The sequence below is a fragment of the Pseudoalteromonas sp. OF5H-5 genome, from assembly GCF_021530695.1.
Taxonomy (GTDB): Bacteria; Pseudomonadota; Gammaproteobacteria; order Enterobacterales; family Alteromonadaceae; genus Pseudoalteromonas.
The window spans coordinates 1-18575 of sequence record NZ_JAKGBF010000009.1 but is presented as its reverse complement, the minus strand read 5'-3'; the positions used below and the strand labels follow the sequence as shown (position 1 = coordinate 18575).

General features: G+C 43.9%; 14 protein-coding genes, 1 tRNA gene and 1 pseudogene. 11 read left to right on the top strand and 5 right to left on the bottom strand.

Annotated elements, in window-relative coordinates; all coding sequences use genetic code 11:
• Positions 1–187 precede the first annotated feature (187 nt).
• The 8 genes from L1271_RS14125 (at position 188) to L1271_RS14090 (ending at position 8972) form a co-directional block, all read left to right on the top strand.
• Positions 188–1570, top strand: coding sequence for an NAD-dependent succinate-semialdehyde dehydrogenase (locus L1271_RS14125; RefSeq protein WP_235368171.1), 1383 nt, complete (start codon positions 188–190; stop codon positions 1568–1570).
• A gap of 101 nt (positions 1571–1671) precedes the next feature.
• Positions 1672–2682 (top strand): L-threonylcarbamoyladenylate synthase, encoded by a 1011-nt coding sequence (locus tag L1271_RS14120; protein WP_235368095.1) that lies wholly within the window; start codon positions 1672–1674, stop codon positions 2680–2682.
• 198 nt (positions 2683–2880) lie between these two features.
• Positions 2881–3918: an efflux RND transporter periplasmic adaptor subunit gene (locus tag L1271_RS14115; RefSeq protein WP_235368094.1), complete on the top strand. Its 1038-nt coding sequence runs from the start codon at positions 2881–2883 to the stop codon at positions 3916–3918.
• Between the two features lie 45 nt (positions 3919–3963).
• Entirely contained in the window at positions 3964–7014 is a 3051-nt protein-coding gene (locus L1271_RS14110; protein WP_172439979.1) for an efflux RND transporter permease subunit, read from the top strand.
• A gap of 234 nt (positions 7015–7248) precedes the next feature.
• Positions 7249–7620 (top strand): hypothetical protein, encoded by a 372-nt coding sequence (locus tag L1271_RS14105; RefSeq protein ID WP_010379077.1) that lies wholly within the window; start codon positions 7249–7251, stop codon positions 7618–7620.
• 90 nt (positions 7621–7710) lie between these two features.
• Positions 7711–7801 (top strand) — tRNA-Ser (locus L1271_RS14100).
• Between the two features lie 53 nt (positions 7802–7854).
• Positions 7855–8238, top strand: a complete 384-nt coding sequence (locus L1271_RS14095; RefSeq protein WP_102056827.1) for a hypothetical protein — start codon at positions 7855–7857, stop codon at positions 8236–8238.
• A 119-nt stretch (positions 8239–8357) separates the two neighbouring features.
• Complete coding sequence (locus L1271_RS14090; RefSeq protein WP_010604796.1) at positions 8358–8972, top strand: FKBP-type peptidyl-prolyl cis-trans isomerase; 615 nt, start codon at positions 8358–8360, stop codon at positions 8970–8972.
• Positions 8973–9170: 198 nt separating this feature from the next.
• Here L1271_RS14090 and L1271_RS14085 read toward each other — a convergent pair whose 3' ends face one another.
• The 5 genes from L1271_RS14085 to asnS all read right to left on the bottom strand — a co-directional run bounded on the left by L1271_RS14085 (position 9171) and on the right by asnS (position 16213).
• On the bottom strand, positions 9171–10133 hold the full coding sequence (locus L1271_RS14085) for a Gfo/Idh/MocA family oxidoreductase (RefSeq protein ID WP_102056825.1): 963 nt from the start codon (positions 10131–10133) through the stop codon (positions 9171–9173).
• 10 nt (positions 10134–10143) lie between these two features.
• A complete protein-coding gene (locus tag L1271_RS14080) occupies positions 10144–12537 on the bottom strand; it encodes a TOMM precursor leader peptide-binding protein (RefSeq protein ID WP_235368093.1) in 2394 nt (797 codons plus the stop codon).
• A gap of 70 nt (positions 12538–12607) precedes the next feature.
• Positions 12608–12973, bottom strand: coding sequence for a hypothetical protein (locus L1271_RS14075; protein WP_235368092.1), 366 nt, complete (start codon positions 12971–12973; stop codon positions 12608–12610).
• A 552-nt stretch (positions 12974–13525) separates the two neighbouring features.
• A complete protein-coding gene (locus tag L1271_RS14070) occupies positions 13526–14536 on the bottom strand; it encodes a heme-binding protein (protein WP_010604792.1) in 1011 nt (336 codons plus the stop codon).
• A gap of 279 nt (positions 14537–14815) precedes the next feature.
• The gene (asnS, locus tag L1271_RS14065; protein ID WP_235368091.1) at positions 14816–16213 is read right to left on the bottom strand and encodes an asparagine--tRNA ligase; all 1398 of its coding nucleotides are present in this window, start codon (positions 16211–16213) and stop codon (positions 14816–14818) included.
• A 228-nt stretch (positions 16214–16441) separates the two neighbouring features.
• On the opposite strand from asnS, the gene L1271_RS14060 reads away from it, so the two are divergent.
• From L1271_RS14060 to L1271_RS14055, 3 genes and pseudogenes are all read left to right on the top strand, one after another.
• On the top strand, positions 16442–16876 hold the full coding sequence (locus L1271_RS14060) for an AAA family ATPase (protein ID WP_026000942.1): 435 nt from the start codon (positions 16442–16444) through the stop codon (positions 16874–16876).
• Positions 16877–17138: 262 nt separating this feature from the next.
• Positions 17139–17370, top strand: a pseudogene (locus L1271_RS24935) (IS91 family transposase); the annotation flags it as partial.
• Positions 17371–17687: 317 nt separating this feature from the next.
• The gene (locus tag L1271_RS14055; RefSeq protein ID WP_206472969.1) at positions 17688–18422 is read left to right on the top strand and encodes a hypothetical protein; all 735 of its coding nucleotides are present in this window, start codon (positions 17688–17690) and stop codon (positions 18420–18422) included.
• Positions 18423–18575 lie beyond the last annotated feature (153 nt).

Here is an 18575-nt window from a genome sequence, read left to right as displayed (position 1 = left end):
AGGTGTGTAGCCTTTTCTAATTCACGTATTCAAATTCTTTTAAATCTAATTCTGAAATTAAATTAATTCATAATAATCAATGGGATATTCATTGTTCTCAGATTGGTGCCTTCCTTGCTTATTCAAAGGCTATCGCTGTAAATCTAAAAATTGATTTACGCCGTTAAATTTTTGAAGGAGCTTTATGATGTCAAATACGGTAACCACAATTAATCCTGCGACAGAGCAACCCGTTAATGAATATACGTTAATGAGCTTGGACGAGGCGCAAAAGTCGGTGGACTTAGCCAATGACTGTTATTCATTTTGGAAGAAAACCACATTTACACAAAGAGCACAAAAGCTAAACAGGCTTGCTGATTTAATTGAGCAAAATAAATCCAAGTTAGTCTCACTGATGACCGAGGAAATGGGCAAAGTGACGGAGCAGGGTGAACAGGAAGTTTCCTTGTGTGCTGAAATTTGCCGATATACCGCTGAGCATGGCGAAAAAGAATTACAGGACGAGCATCGGGTATTTGAGCAGGGACATGCCATTATCACTTATCAACCAATAGGCGTGATCTTAGGAATACAACCTTGGAACTTTCCGCTTTATCAGGTTATCAGATACAGTGTTTCGAACGTGATGGCGGGTAATACCACGGTAATGAAACATGCCTCAAATGTATTTGGTATGGCTAAATTAATTGAAGAGCTGTATTTAGAAGCCGGTTTTCCAAAAGGTTGCTATCAATCACTGTTAATTGATGGTGAGACAGCAAGCGAGTTGATAAAGAATCCATATATTCGTGGTGTTACGTTTACCGGAAGCGATAAAGTAGGTAAACAAGTTGCCAAACAAGCTGCTGAGCTTTCTAAAAAAACCGTCCTAGAGCTAGGTAGTAACGATGCCTTTGTGGTGCTGGCAGATGCTGATATTAATAAAGCGGTGTCCGCGTGTATTCAAGGTCGTATTGTCAACAATGGTGAAACCTGCGTTGCCGCGAAGCGCTTTATTATCGTTGATGAAATTTATGACCAATTTAGAGAGGCTTTTGTGGCTGGGTTTAAGCAGCTTAAGGTGGGAGATCCAACCGCAGCAGACACCGACTTAGGTCCTATGGCGCGTAAAGATTTACGTGATGAATTACACCAACAAGTTGAAGCGTCCGTTAAGGCGGGAGCGACTTGTCCACTTGGTGGAGAAATTCCAAAGCAACAGGGGTTTTATTATCCTGTCACCATTTTGGAAGACGTCAAACCCGGTATGCCGGCTTATGATGATGAACTCTTTGGCCCTGTGGCGTCGCTAATTCGTGTGAATGATGAGGCTGAGGCAATGATGGTAGCCAATGATTCACGCTATGGTTTAGGTGGCGGCATTTTTTCTGAAGACACCCAACGTGCCACAGGACTTGCTATTAAGGAGTTTGACACTGGCATGGTGAATATTAATGGCTATTCGCTGGCCCAACCAAATTTGCCGTTTGGTGGTGTTAAAGACAGTGGCTATGGTAGAGAGCATGGTGGTTTTGGGATAAAAGAGTTTGTTAACGTGAAAACCGTAATGGTCGCAAGCGCTGAATAACGCAAACCGATCCTAGTTTTTATGCTGGAGCCAGTAATACTGGCTCTTTGCATTTTAAATTGGTTATAATTCGCGTCCATTTTTTACACTGAGAAAGACACGTGGGCGAAGCGAGCTTAACAACCTTACATTTATTAGCAACTGATCCAAGCGCAGTAGCACAAGCGGCTGAACTTGCAGGTGACGGTCATCTTGTTGCGGTTCCTACAGAAACCGTTTATGGCTTAGCAGCAGATGCAAGGCAACCCGATGCGGTAAAAAAAATCTTTGTAGCAAAAGGACGCCCAGCTGATCACCCGCTAATCGTACACCTCGCTGACAAGTCTTTGGTCACTGAGTGGGTGGAAACATTGCCAGACTATTTTGATGCCTTAGCTGATGCGTTTTGGCCAGGGCCACTGACGATCGTTGCCAAAAAGCAAGCACATGTGAGCGATATAGTCACAGGCGGCCACCCAACCGTGGGTATACGTGTGCCAAATCATCCTGCATTGCTAGCATTATTGCAGCACATTAACTCCGGACTTGCTGCGCCCTCTGCCAATCCTTACAAAAAAATTAGTCCAACCACCGCCGAGCAAGTGTTGTTTGGATTGTCTGGCAAGATAGCGGCTGTGTTAGACGGCGGTTCATGTGAAGTAGGACTTGAGTCAACGATCCTCGATGTATCTTCAGACACACCGAGGATTTTGCGAGCAGGCCCTATTACTAAAGCTGCACTTGAAGCGGTGCTCAATATTGAAGTGGATGAGCCTGATGTGCACACTGTAGCCGTCCCTGGTAACGTAAAAGCCCATTATCAACCAAGCAAACCGCTTACCCTGTTGTCAACGGAAGAGTTAGTTGCTCGCCTAAGCGGCCAGTGCGAAGTGAATACCGGTGTGTTGTATTATTCATCACAAATAGAGCGAATGATCTCTGAGAATTCAGCAAACAACGAGCTGGTGGATCTGAAACTTGGTGCTGACAAAGCCAAGTATGCGCAGGGCCTTTATCACGGGTTACATCAATTGGACCAATCAAGTGCAACCGAGATTTTGTTGGAAGCACCACCAACGGCGCCCGAGTGGCGTGATGTTAACGATAGACTGATGCGCGCGGCCGCACAATAGTCATGATTTGGCGCGGTAGTCTATTGCGCCTCACTCTCCCTCAATCTTTACATAACTTTACCTTACTTTACATGGGCTTATCTTGCCTTTGAAACGCTGCAAGGCATACTGCATCTTATCGCACTTATCCTGTGTGTTATCGAATAGTTTATCTTGATGTGAGTGATTAACTGTTACACTCAAATATAGCTAAGAACAATGGAAATTATTAAGGTTAATATGTGTAAAGTAACGCGCTTGGTGGTTTTTACGGCCACTATGCTGATAACTAATGCCGCTTTGGCCAAACCTTCGCAAGTGATTGCAGAGCCTATTCAATTCGAAAGCAGTAGCCAGCAAATTCAAGCAGTAGGTAATGCTGAAGCTATTCAATCGGTTATTTTATATCCCGCAATTGGTGATAGGGTGACTGCGGTACATTTTAAACCGGGCGATCAGGTTAAAGCGGGTACTTTGCTATTGGAGCTAGACTCACGCCGCCAAAAAGCGGCGCTTGAAGAAGCTAAAATTCGTCTTGCAGATGCGCAGCGCACCGTCGACCGTCTAACCGATAGCCAAAAGCGCGGCGCTGTTCCAATTAATGAATTAGATAAAGCGGTAACGGACAGAGACTTAGCAAAGGTCGCCTTGATCCAAGCTAAGAATGAATTAGAAGACCGCCAAGTGATCGCCCCTTTTTCTGGCGTAATGGGACTCACCGACGTTGAGGTTGGAGATCGCATTACCACCCAAACCGCGATTGCGAGTATCGATAACTTTGATAAGTTGTATGTTCAATTTGCGGCACCGGAATCGGCGTATGGCATGCTTAAATCGACCGATAGCGTGCTGCTGACACCTTGGAATGATAATTCAACACGGATCGACGCAAAGATAGCGCAAATGGACTCTAGAATAGACCCAACAGCCCGCACACTAAAAATCAAAGCCATCTTTGAAAACCGCAATGACCGTTTTTTGCCTGGAATGAGCTTTAGAGTATCGCTAACGGTATTGGGTGAAGAGTTTGCCGTTATTCCTGAAGCCGCACTGCTTTGGGGCGCAACAGGTCCTTATGTATGGAAAGAAGTAGATGGCAAAGCTAAGCGTATTGATGTCAAAATACAACAGCGGCTGCCGGGTAAATTGCTGGTATCAGGCGATTTGGCTGCAAGAGAGTTATTAGTTGTAGAAGGGGTGCAACGTCTTCGTCCTGAGCAAGAAATTGCGGTGACGAATGCACTGGCGAAGGAATAAATCGTGACTAAACCGGAGTTACCACAGTTACAAGATTTACCGTCGATGGCCATTCGCCGTCCGGTGTTAATCGTTGTATTAAATTTATTGATTATTATTGCAGGTATTGCTGCTCTTGCCGGCGTTGAAGTTCGTGAATTGCCTGATGTAGATAGGCCGCGTTTAACGGTGTCCGCATCGTTTCCTGGGGGCTCGCCTGAGACCGTCGACACCGAAGTAACGAGTAAGTTAGAGGGGGCAGTCGCGCGTGTCAGTGGTGTAAAAAGCATTCGTGCACAAAGTGAAGAGAATAATGCACGGATTGTTGTTGAATTTCGTCCGGGCATTAACCTAGACGATGCGGCAAATGAAACACGCGAATCCGTTTCTCGAGTACAAAGAGAGTTACCTGAAGAAGTTGAACGGGTGTCCATTATAAAAGCGGATAATGATGCAGAAGCCGTGGTGTCTTTAACTGTAAGTAGTGCCTCTTTAACACTTGAAGGATTGACCGAGCGAGTAGAAAAAGACTTAGCGCCGCAGTTTTTAACTATTCCTGGCGTAGCCGATGTGCGCCTGAACGGCGATAGAGAGCGGGTGCTGCGCGTAAGACTTGATCCGTTAAAACTGACAAGCTTTAATTTAACCGTTCCGGATGTTGCTGCGGCGCTTAGACAAGCCCCGTTTGATGTACCTGCAGGCAGTTTAAAGTCGGACGATCAACAGCTGATTGTCCGTGCTGATGCCACTTCAGTAACCGCTGAGCAGGTGAGTGATATCATCATTCGTGGTGAGACTCGGGTGGGGGATATCGCCTCTGTGTATTTTGGACCGGCTGATCCTCGCTCGATGGTTAGACTCGACGGAGAGCCTGTAATTGGGCTTGAGATCATTCGCCAAGCACAGTCTAATACCATTGAAATCTCAGATGAAGTACTACAGCTCGTCGATAAGATAAAAGTACGCTTTCCAGATCTGGAGCTATTCGTCACCTCCGATGATGCACAGTTTATTCGCTCATCCGTAGACGAAGTCTTGAGCTCGTTAGTGATAACCATATTGCTGGTGGTATTCACGCTTTGGGTATTTATCGGCTCGTGGCGTGCGACGCTTATTCCAGCTTTTGCAATCCCGGTCGCGCTTATCGGCTCTTTGGCGCTGATCTGGGCGCTTGGCTTCTCTGTTAATATTTTAACCTTGCTAGCACTGGTGTTGGCCACTGGACTTATCGTCGATGATGCGATTGTTGTTAGTGAGAATATTCAGCGTCGTCGTGGCGAAGGGATAGGTCGTCGCGCCGCGGCGGTACTTGGGACAAGAGAAGTCTTCTTTGCTGTAGTCGCGACAACCGCAGTACTTGCTGCGGTATTCGTACCGATTGCCTTTTTACCCTCGACTGCGGGCCGATTGTTCAGGGAGTTTGGTGGCGTGTTAGCTGGTGCCGTGATTATTTCTTCATTTGTGGCACTGTCATTGGTGCCAGCATTAACATCTAAGTTAAAAGTAAAGCAAGATAGCAAAAAGCACCTGTTTTCGAGTATTGGTGTGAAACTCGCAGAAATGTATCGCGGTACGATCCACTGGGTACTTGACCATGCATGGCTAACCTTTGGTGTATTTGTGGTTATTGCGAGCCTATCAGGTGCGCTCTATTCGCAATTGGATAATGAGCTTTTGCCATCTGAAGACAGAGGTAAAATTCGGATTTTCGCAAGAGGGCCTGACGGTGTTGGCCTTAACTTTATGGACCGACAAGCCAAACAAATGGAGGACATTTTATTACCTTTTGTGGAAAGTGGAGAAATAGAGTCTATCTATACGGTTGTTGGTCAGTGGGATCCAAATATTGTATTTATCACTGTGCCATTAAAGCATTGGGATGAGCGTCATTTCTCGCAACAGGAAATTATCGATAAGATCAGAGGACCGCTTGGTAATATACCAGGTGCACCTGCTCGTGCCTTTGGTGCAAATAGCTTAAACCTAAGAGGCCAAGGTGGTGGTATCGAGCTTGCGCTACTTGGTAACGACTATTTAGAGATTTTTAAAGCAGCGCAACAATTTGCGGCTTTGGTTGAAAAAGAAATGCCAGACGTGGCTCCAGTGCAAATCTCTTATCAACCCTCACAACCTCAGCTGCGCGTAAACATTGACCGTCGAAGAGCAGAAGAGCTTGGCGTTAGTTTGAGTGATATCTCAACGACACTTAGGGCGGCCATTAATGGCGATGATGTTGCTGATTTGAATGTTGGCGATCAATCCATACCAATTATGCTGCAAGCTCAAAACCATACCATCAGAGACCCAAGTGATTTGGCTAACCTTTATGTTGGCAGCCGCTCTGGTGCATTAGTTCCGCTAAGTAGCCTTGCCGTTATTGTAGAAGAGGGCGTAGCTGCCGAGCTTGAACGCCATGCGCAGCGTCGTAGTATCGAGCTGGATATGAAACAGCCAGAAGACATGCCTATGGCAGAAGTGGTTGAAAAATTACGAACGCTAGCAGATCAGAGTTTACCCGACAGCGTGACGCTGGCGTTTAAAGGGGAAGCGTTAACGTTTGAAGAAACGGCCAACGAAGTGTTACTTACCTACGTGCTGGCATTCTTAATTGTATTGCTCGTACTTGCTGCACAATTTGAAAGCGTGAATAGTGCCGTTGTAGTTATGATCACAGTTCCGTTTGGGATCACTTCCGCCATATTGGCGCTGTATCTTACTGGTACTTCGCTAAACATATATTCGCAAATCGGCTTAGTGATGTTGATTGGTTTAATTGCTAAAAATGCCATCTTGTTAGTTGAGTTCGCTGATCAGTTACGTGACAAAGGACGGTCAGTAAGACAAGCCGTTGAAGAAGCGGCAGTGATCCGTTTGCGTCCTATCATGATGACTTTGGTGTCCACATTGCTTGGTGCTTTACCGTTGATTTTATCGGTAGGCGCAGGTGCTGAGTCGAGAAATGCGATCGGCTGGGTCGTATTTGGCGGTTTAGGCTTGGCAGTATTCTTTACGCTTTACCTCACACCTGTCGTTTATCTCGGTTTAGCGAGATTTACAAAACCGAGGGCGGATGAAACCAAATTATTAGTGGATGAACTTGATAAAGCTGAAAGTTAAATTCCACGGGTAAAAATAAAGTAAGGTGAGCGCAGCAATAGCTGCGCTTTTTTTATACAGCGATTAATGTTGTGGTAACACATTCTTTGATACTTTTTGTTGAACTTTTCATTATTTAAACTGTCACAACCGATGTGGTTGTTTTATAGCCAGTATGTTTGCTACTCTAAGACAGTAAATCCTGTTTTCTATAACAATAATAAAAATAACAAGCTAATTGAAAGAAGATGTGTCATGGGTAATTTATTTTTAAAAGAACGGGAAAATTGGACCGCCTGGATTATTTGGAGCTTGATAGGATGCACGGCAACCGTTGCATTATCGAGTTATACCAGTGAGATATGGATGGGGCTATTAGCGCCTATTTTGGTATTAGGATTACTAACAACATGGATGAGTTACACCAAGCGATTTGATTTTTCCAGAGCATTCAAAGTGCTTAGTACCGTTGTGTTGTTTTCATCTATTCCGGTTATCATTGAAAAAGTGCTGCCTGCAAAAAACGCAGTCATCGGTATGATTGATTCGGGGATCATCGTGATTGCAATGGTTATCGCCAGTTGTATTTTTGCTTACATTGCCAAAAGGCCAAAGCAATATTATTGATTATTCGGCTATTATTTGCGCTTTTGAATGCAAAAATCGAAATAGTGCTTTACAACCGATGGATAACTCCATAAAATGCGCGCCAACAACGGAGAGATGGCTGAGTGGTTGAAAGCACCGGTCTTGAAAACCGGCATACGTTAATAGCGTATCTAGGGTTCAAATCCCTATCTCTCCGCCACCTCATTCCCAAAACCGCCTCCAAATGGCGGTTTTTTTCGTTTGGAGGCGTGTATGTCTGCGGCTAGTAACATGGCAATAATAAAACATAGTTCTATTTGGATTGTATTTAGTTATTTTTATCTTAGCGGCCTAAACATGGCGCTAACGTTGTCGATTGATTCGCAACAAGACCCTGATATTTCGATGACGCTGCTGCATGTTTTTTTATTCAATTGCCTCGTTGGTCATCTGATCACTAAATATGAAAAATCCTGGCCAGAAATCGCCAGTGTGGTTATTGCATTATTTGGTGTGGTTGGATTTGGACACTACTTTGTTGGTAGCTTGGGAGAGTACAGTGATGAGCTTAATATAGGCCTTGTATTATTGCTGCCATTTGCAACCTTTGTAATGAAAAAACTCAAACAATATGCCGAAGAGAAAGCCGCTAGCTAGCGGTTTTTTTGTGTCCGACGAATAGCTCGACTGCTTGATAATCAAGCAGCTCCGGTATCTTGCCTATTTTGGCTGTGATACAATCTAAGGTTCTTGTTAATAAAAAATATGGAAAGACTATGTCTCAATTCAACACAGACGCAGATAAAGCGAGCTACGGTATTGGTTTACAAATGGGTGAGCAACTTAAAGCAAACCCTTTTGAAGGTCTAAACCTTAACTCTGTATTCGAAGGTATGAAAGACGCTTATGCTGGTGACAGCTTCCGCGTTGAGATCCCTGAAATTCAAGCAGCATTTGAGAAGATCAATGCTGAAATCCAACAGCGTCGTGAAGAAGAAGCGAAAGTATTAGCAGCTGAAGGTGTTGCATTTCTAGAAGAAAATGCAAAGCGTGCTGAAGTAACAGTAACTGAGTCTGGTCTTCAGTATGAAGTAGTTGAAACTGGCGAAGGTGATAAGCCTGTTGAAGATTCAAAAGTACGTGTTCATTACCACGGTACTCTAATCAACGGTACGACATTTGACAGCTCTTACGAGCGCGGTCAACCAGCTGAATTCCCAGTAAATGGCGTGATCAAAGGTTGGACTGAAGCACTTCAAATGATGCCAGCAGGTTCTAAATGGCGTCTATACGTGCCGCATGAGCTTGCATACGGCGAGCGTGGTGCAGGTGCTGCAATCGCACCTTTCTCAACGTTGATCTTTGACGTTGAACTACTAGACGTACTTTAAGTCTATGCTTTGAGTGGATCTGTTCGATCCACTCTATTATTCCATTTAGCGTTAATACTCCCTCAAATTGAGCGACTAAATAACAAAAACTTTTACCTTGCCGACACAGACGTCGCTACCTTGCCCACAGCTGTGCTATCGCCTCAAAATGGGTCACTGAGCTACGCTAGCTGTTATTACTTTTTCGACATATTTTCTTTAACCCGCCTCATTGCTTCCATTCAATACTAAATACACATTCTCCCAAAGCTTTGATAATGCAATTAGGTAGTCAGGCGTTTGAAAATGGGGACAGTCGCTGTCGCCATAGATAACGGCTTTAAGTTGTTCAAGTACGGCTAAGTTGGCTTTATCGCGCAATGTCATTATTTCATTCACCGTAAACGCATGTTGCTCCAGCAGGTAGTGGCTTCGCCACTCTTTACTAGACATAGTGATAGGTGATGGTAACCAAGTTAACGGACCATAAGTATCGCTTAGCAGTAATGTGCCATGGTTAAATATGGCTGAGACTCTATGATTGATAAATGTTGCTGAACCATCATCAAACTCAGACGCAAAGTTTTGACAAAGCAGCGAAATGGACATCTCCCCGCGTTGTAGCAAAATACTAACAAACGCGCTCGAAGTAGCCTTCGGTTGAATGGCTACTGTCACATCAACTTCGTCGGTAAACAGACGACAAATTAAATCCAGTCCCGAATACAGTGTCCTGAGGTTAACGGCGATGTCTAGATGCATACATTGGCCTTGTGCTGCGGCACTGAAGTAGCTGTCATAGAAAGAACGAATAGGGTACAGATCGGCGAAATGGGCGTTTACCCAGAATCTAACGCCATTAGCTTTGGCTACTGCTAGTACCTCTGTCATCGAGGCCTGCCCAATTGGGTGCTCACAAATTACATGAATATGCTTTTTTAATAGGGCGGTGGCAATCTCAATACCGGCATCGCCAGCGATAGCCACACAAGCAATATCCACTTGTTGGTTTGTTATCTGTTCTACATCGGTGTAATGTGGCACCGCAAAGGACTGAGCGTAATGAGTTGAGCGAAGGCTACCTGTTGACAATATGCCACTGAGCATCAATCCCGTATTTTGAAATTGTAATGCCCGAATATAAGTAGCACCGTAATTTGTTCCGCATACTAAAACTTTCATAGCTGAGTCCTTATGCAATGGGGTGTGGATACAAGTTAACCGCACGGCCAGCCAAGAGTTTATGCAATCTTGGGTTGTCAGTGCGCTTGAATTGTTCACCAAAATGAATAGGCTGCATATTAACGCCAACGGCTCGAGCCACTCTAAATGGACTTAATGCAACGTCGGAGGCAGTGACATCAACAATGGCAATATCAACCCCTGCTTTGGTAATGCGCTGTCTTAGATCTGCGGCTCCCTCAAGTGTAGGATAAGGCCAACATGATAGCGGTTTAGATTCAGATGCAGGCTGTCTCATAAAGTTAAAGGTGGATAAGTGCGCGTTAGAGAAATAAAACGCGGCATGATCTTCTAACGTCCTGACCTGTTCTACGGTTTGTGGAGCTTTATGCCCACTCTGCATTAGGCTGCAAAGATAGGGCATAACATGACCTTGCTCTAATAATGCTTTGGTGACAGCCACATTGATGTTGTCATGGGTTGCTAATGAAACTGATACCGCAGGCGTGGTGATGCCATCGCCTAGACCAAGGCAAACCACCGTTGGGATATGGATGCCGACGTCAAGAAGGTATAATTCTAGTGCTATGCCTCGCTGCGTTATCGATTCGACCATGAGCTTCAACTTACCAGTTAGCAAAGAGTCGGCATCTAATCTAGTGCAAGGGAGTTGGGCGTACCAAGTAAGCATCATCGCATCTCTTTCAATGAGTTCGAAGCAAGCTCTGATAGCGGCATCTTCGTTATCTTTACCTGCCGCTAAGCCATTGGAAGAAACTTGACTGAATTGCTCTTCATAAGGGCAACTAAAATTAAAGTAGCTCACTAATGCGGGTACCCAAGTAGCGCGACTTGTGCCAATCCAATTGCCTTCAACCCAATGAATTTTTTGTTTGCTTCGCCATTTGCTAAAGGGAAACTCAGGTGTTGCATACTGCTCGGGAGAATAGAGGACCAGATCTGCTGGGTTTACATAGTCTCCTTGAAGTTGATTTACCGTGGCATAACGACAGTTACGAATATCGTATCTCGCTGCTGAATAACGTTCAAGCGCTTCACCCACGGCACTAATATGAGCTGAAAGCGAGTCTAATCCTTTGCCTGAACCAACTTGGCCTTGTGTTCTCGGATCAAACTGACCACTTGTAAAACTACTTAGGCTTGCAGATGCGGTGACAGGGAGTTCAGGCAAGTGGGGGGCATGGCCCGTTAGTTGTTTTATCACGCCAAATTCAGGGTCAACCCAACCTCGCATCATTGTTTTAAATTGTTCAACTGTCTGTAATTCAGAAATGGCTGGTAAGGTGTTATTGCTAGCAGAGATATCTTGTTCGCTAGGGCCAGAGCATACTGGGCATTCAGGCACTGAAATAATAGGGTGGAGCGAGCTTTCTCCACTAACCAAATTGGTTGTTCTGGTAGTATTTTGCAGCACAGATTGCGTGTACTGTAACAAAATGGTTTGTATATCAGTTGCAGCCTGCATTGCGATTGATGCTGACATACTACTTAAAATTGAATGGGCTCGAGCGCCGGAATGTGCTTTATTCGTGATCTCATCAATCTTGTGTGCAGTTTGCGGATTTATTGCGGTGCCAAGTTTTCGCAGCCGTAAACAGTTCCAGCATCCACCACCTTGATTGGTAACATATGGACCTACATGCCCGGTTAGTCCATCAATGGAGACGTAAAAAGTAGGTAGTGCAAGCGTAGCTAAATGCGTGGCGATGTTGGTATGCGCACTGAGCGAGTCCGATGGTAGAGAAATAACAACCAGATCCCAGTTTTGAAGAATAACTTCATCTAATGAGGAGTTCAGTTCGGCAGTTTGTGCACTAACTTCTGAGTGAACAAAGCGTTGCTTTAGGTAGTCTGTGAATGCGTCGATCGTTGTAGTATTACTTGGTAGGTGATTAACTGCATGATGATAATAGCCACTTTGGTTAGTACAATTATTATTATCAAGAATATGAATATACCCCACGCCAGCATTCAACAGCTCTTCTAGCATAGGCATTGCCCAAGGCGTTAACCCTATGCACAGAATTCGGTTATTTTTGAGTGTTCGAGGGTCACGCTTTGCCTCATTTTGCCACGCGTTATTAAAGCGGTATTGTTCAGGCCAAGGAGCTGAAGTTGAGTCGATAATAACGCGTTCAATGAGGCCTTTTTGCTCCAATAGGCGCAATAATTGCTCAACACTAGCGCTAGAGTATTGCGTTATTTGTGATGCAATCTCATCGAGGCCAAAGTCACCATTTAATAAAGGAATAATGTCGTCAACAAAAGTACTTATGTCTTTTCCGTGGAGTTGAAAGTCTCCAAGGTCAGAGCGTAACAATACTCCCTCATCGTTAGGTAAGATACTTGCGGCAGGTGATAGCCTTATTTTATCTTTATTCATATGCATCCTCTGTAAGTTATGGAAGCCCCGATAAAGAGGCTTCGCTAATGTCTTTATCCTTGAACTGCACTCAACATACAGCAATAGATTGGACCTGGTGTACAGGTATAACATTGGTATGTTGGGTTACTTCCGGCACACAATTGTGCACCTTGAAAGTGATTAACTGAGGGTTGACACAACACACACTGTGTCGGCTGGCAAGTAACACACTGCGGTTGACATAAAACACATTGTGTTGGTTGGCAAGTAACACACTGCGGCTGACATAAAACACATTGTGTTGGTTGGCAAGGAACGCACTGCGGTTGACATAAAACACATTGTGTTGGCTGGCAAGTAACACACTGCGGTTGACATAAAACACATTGTGTCGGTTGACAAGTAACGCACTGCGGTTGACATAAAACACATTGTGTTGTCTGGCAAGTAACACACTGCGCAGGCTGACAGGTTACACAGAACGAAACGATGCAAGGAACACACTGTATGCTTTGTGCGCATTGAGCGCTAGCGCCCCCTGAAGGTTGACACTGTAGACATTGCAGTGATGCAGATTCTGGCGTAGCTGTTGGCTGACAGTGAAAGCAGCAGTTACAGAAATTGACAACACAAGGGAGGCAGTTTGTACAAGGCGAGCATGGAGTACATGGAGTGCAAGGAGTGCAAGGAGTACATAAATAGCAAGGACTGCACGTAAGGGCGCAAGCGTCGCATTTACGTACTCCCTCTGCTTGCTGCTCAGAATATTGCTTTTCTAATTCTTTAACTTTTGAACTTAGCTCTGTGAGCTGAACCTGAAGATCTTTAACGTCATTACTCATTTTCAAATCCTTTATGACCAAAGTCATGGCTTTAGATTGATGTTTGGTGCCGGGCGATAGACACCGCTAAATTCGCCATGGCAAATAACAACAAGGTTGAGACCTGACTAACTACACTGTAGATATCAACTTATATTTTGAACCTAAGCGAAATCCTAGTATCGCTATCCCACCTTAAACAGGGTGTTTGCAGTAATGTGGGGAAACAGTAGTTTGCTGTTTTTGGTGTTGTTAAACTGTAGCGAAATATTCTGTGTGTATTGCAGTTGCAACGCGCCACTGGATAACCTTTCTATCCAGTAAGTGGTAGAAAAGTTTGGAACGTCTACATGGTTTTTACAAAATGGGATACTTGAAACTAATCCATCATTGTCACTGTTAACGGTCAAAATATCCGTTTTAGTGATAGGGTTATATGCTTGGTTAACTAGCAATTGTTGTTCTAACACGATATTCGGATTGATATTTGGATTACTCGGTGAGTTTTCTCCATACAAACCCGCAATGGCAGTACCTGCCTTAGTTTCTGGTTGCGGCAGCGTGTTGGCAATGGGAATTTCTGGACGACCATCGACAAAGTGATGATTTCCAAGTGCTAAAATTGAGTTACCGTGTGGAATTGAAACCTGTTTGACTATCGCATGCTCTGGATTTTGTATTGGCACGTTTGCTCCACCTGAAGGAGCGGGGATATAAGGAGGGCGGTTGTATTTACCTGAACCTTGATTGGTGGTGGCTAAATTGAGCCAAGTGCCATTTTCAGCATGCACAAGTTGGTCTTTCTTGTCACCGTCGGCAAAAAATACACGTTGCTCATAAAAGATCGTATAACTATTTTGTTGATAATCGCCACCTCGATTTACTACTTTTCCTTGTGTGGCGCTAAAGGTGATCACCTCGTAGTAAGGGAAATTAAATAGTATAACCCCTTCTGGAGCAGTTTCTTGCGGCAGCGGCATGACGTTAAATCCCGCAAAACGAGCGCTTGCCCAAGTGCCGATGAGATCTGCCAATGGCCCAAGTGCGCTGAGGGTTTCTGGCTGGCTATTTCCTCCTCCTGTTGCGAGTAAAGGTATATTGTAATCTGGGACAAAACCTTGCTTGTTAGGTTGCAGTGCAGCTTGTAGGTGATCTGCTGTGGCTTTTGCTTGCTGATTGGTGACAGTATTAAACATAAAAAACTCCCTTTAAAAGGTTTGTTAATAAAGTGTTTTCGGTGTTTAATTTAAGTATGGTTATGCAAATTAATCGATTACATCACATTACATTAAGGGCTGTGTTGTGCATTCGAATGCTTAGGCGTTTGAATTGGTAGGGTTCTTTGAACTCGGGTGAGCGCTATGTTGGTACAACTATAGTAAAGTGCTGACGTTATCATGAGAGCTCTCTAAACGCACAATGCAAAACGCTCCCATAAAAGGGAGCGTTTTTAGCAAAGCTGAGTTTGTGACGTTTTAGTAAGTCGCGCTGCCTTTAGTACGAGGGAAGGCAATAACGTCACGTACGTTGCCCATGCCAGTAACATAAGCAACCAAGCGCTCAAAGCCAAGACCAAAGCCTGAGTGAGGCACTGTTCCATACTTACGTAGGTCGCGGTACCAGCTGTAATCTTCTTTGTTTAAGCCCATCTCTTCAAGACGCGCATCTAGCACATCTAAACGCTCTTCACGCTGTGAGCCACCAATGATTTCACCAATACCAGGCGCAACGACGTCCATAGCAGCAACGGTTTTACCGTCTTCGTTTTGGCGCATGTAGAATGCTTTGATATCACGAGGGTAGTTTTTGATAACTACTGGTGCGTTAAAGTGTACTTCAGCAAGGTAACGTTCGTGCTCTGATTGTAAGTCGACACCCCACTCAACAGCGAATTCAAACTCTTTATCACATGCTTTTAGAATTTCGATAGCATCTGTGTAATCTACCTGAGCAAAGTCTTTATCGATGAATGATTCTAGGCGAGTAATGGCATCTTTTTCGATGCGCTGTGCGAAAAACTCCATATCATCACGACGTTCATCAAGTACTGCTTTAAACACATACTTCAACATGTCTTCTGCAAGTGCTGCGATGTCGTTAAGGTCGGCGAATGCCACTTCAGGCTCAACCATCCAAAATTCTGCTAAGTGACGAGAAGTGTTTGAGTTTTCAGCACGGAATGTTGGACCAAAAGTATAGATTTTTGAAAGGGCACTCGCGTATGTTTCACCGTTAAGCTGACCAGATACGGTCAAAAATGCTTCTCTACCAAAAAAGTCTTCTGAATAGTCTACATCGCCTTTGTCTGTGCGTGGTAGGTTGTTCATATCAAGTGTAGATACACGGAACATCTCGCCTGCGCCTTCACAGTCACTTGCGGTAATGATAGGCGTGCTGATCCACTGGTAGCCACGCTCATGATAAAAACGGTGAATAGCTTGTGCAAGACAGTTACGTACACGCGTAACCGCGCCCATAACATTAGTGCGAGGGCGAAGGTGCGCATGTTCGCGTAAGTATTCAATACTGTGGCGTTTTGCAGCCATTGGGTATGAATCTGGATTCTCAACCCAGCCTAATACCTCAACGCTGTTCGCTTGGATCTCAAAAGATTGACCTTGACCTTGTGATTGTACAAGCACACCAGTCACCGCTACTGAACACCCAGCAGTAAGACGAGTCACTTCGTCATAATTATTCAGCGAATTAGGGACTACGGCTTGAATAGGGTCAAAACAAGAACCGTCATGAACGGCTAGAAATGAAATACCTGCTTTTGAATCACGTCGTGTACGGATCCAGCCCTTTACTGTTACTTGGCTGTCAACCGCAACGGTGCCTGCTAGTAGCTCCGTTATCGCTGTGTGGCTCATCTTTACTCCAAATGATTTATTTTTTATTTGTAAATTAAAAGACAGAGTGTCTTATCGTCATGTAAGCCGTATCTTACCTGCGATGGACAAATAAAAAAACACTGAAATGCAAAAAACTGGGCTGAAAAGAATGAGTAAAAGCCATGAAAAAACAGTCGGACTGTGGCATTATGAATGTTCGATGATAAAAATAGCTTTATTAATACTAACAGTGACGTTCAAAACTCGATGAAACAAGTTTTTATTTTGAGGGGTCTACCTGGCTCTGGAAAATCGCATTATGCGCAAACGCTAGCCGACGACCTAGTCTCCGGCGATGAAACACAGTATTTTATCTGTTCAACCGATGATTATTTTCTTAATGAAAACGGCGAGTATCATTTTGAAAAACAACGCCTTTCAGAATATCACAACTTAAACTTAGCCCGGTTTATTAACGCCTTAGCTGAAGGTATCCCTTTGGTCGTTGTTGATAACACCAATATCAAGAAATGGGAGTTTGTTGCTTATGCGTCAGCTGCTGTGGCAATGGGTTATCAAGTGAAAGAAGTCATTGTCGGTGAAATTAAAGATAAATCCCTACAGCACTTATATGCCAAGCGTAATAGCCATGGCATTGGCTTGAAAACAATTTCAAAAATGGCCCACCTTTTCGAATGGTGATCAAGCTTAGGGTAGAGTAGCCCTAACAACGCTCGTGTATGTTAAACAGGGTAGTATCATATCCGATCTTACAGTTAAAAAGAGCGGGTTTAGACTTCACCTTAGAGCAAACAAGAGACGGTCGTCAATGTTAGCCTTATTCTACATAGCGGCCGTTTAGTCAGCTCATTCCTGCCCAAAATAAGCTAGAAAATTTTGCTCAAAGGGTTAATAACAGCGTTTTGCGTCTTGCTGTAAAACATGAGTGTAGATACTTTGTCTAAAGGGCCGAATGCGTATTCGGCATTACGGTTTTTAGCCAATGCATGTCGTAAGCGAAAGTTAGGCTGATAAGGTTGCTGGCATCGTACACACGCAGAGCAAAGAGGCCAAAGACAGAAAACGTGACACTGATACCGCATTGGCCTTGTCTACATTGTCGAACAGGTATCTTGCGGCTAATTGGCGTAATTAAGTTAGATGCAACACCGAGCAAAGTAGACCGAAAGAGTTAGCAGCTAGATAGCTAATTAAAATCAATTAGTTAACCTACTTAATTGCTCAGGCTAGCGGCCTTTGTACGCGTAAAAAATATAATTGCTTATTAAGGCAAATTTAGGTGTAATGAATACATAATAAGCGCTGAGCAATGCAGGGAAAGCTTCATTAATAATAGATTAGCTGTTCAAACTAAATGATTTGGCTAATGTCTATAGAAAGCAAATTCCTATGACACATCGAACGGGGAGCTGCTCAGTCCAACAAGCGATTATGCAACACAAACTGCGTGTCGCATAAATACTAAAATGTTATCTTCTCCAAGGAGTTAAAGATGGATATTTTACTCACAACACTAGGTCATGTATTTACCTTTATCGGTGCGATTACCGCTGTTCTTGGAGACACCTATCATAGTGAACGACAAGGCTTGAAGAAGATCACTAAGGTCGGGTGGGTCGCGGCAACTGTCGCAACGCTGGGTATATCTATCAATATATATAAATCCGTTGACGATCATTTGACTAAAGAAGTTTACCAGTCCATTGCATTGAAAGATGTAAGGATAGGCTGGGGCATGGTTGCAACCCCATTCATGCTACTAGATTGGGAGGTCAGTGGTGAAAAACGGCAAAGAAATGTTGTTGAGTTACAAAGAATATTAAATGTCGGCCTACTTTCAAAGTTTGCTGAAGTAGACTTTTCTAAATTGTCAAAAATCCCACAATATGGGGATAAAAACCTCGCCACACTTACTTGCCAATTTACATCGAAGGGAATGAGTATTATGGAGAAGGCATCGCTTCAGAATAGCGAGATTATCTCTAGAGATGTCGTGCAACTAATTGAGGATATGCGGCAATCTGGTTCATTCGGAGGGTTACTTGCTGCTGGATGTGGTGATTCTTTGACTCGGCAGCCTAATTACGAATTATTCAGAAAGTTATTCGTTGAAGAAAAAATGCAGGCCTATTTGAGAAATATGATTGAGTTGGGAAAACTTATTGGAGAGGCAGAACGTGAAGATAACAAATCAACCCAGCAGACCGCAAACGTATCTGCTGATTGATTATCATTGATGATGATTATCATTGATGACATATATGGACGCTCAGCTGCTGTCAAGTAATACTCATCCAACAAGGTTGTGTTAACAGCCTTGTTGCTTCTTTTATTTATCTCTCATTTACTATTTGTATGTATTGATAAACAGTCACTTTGA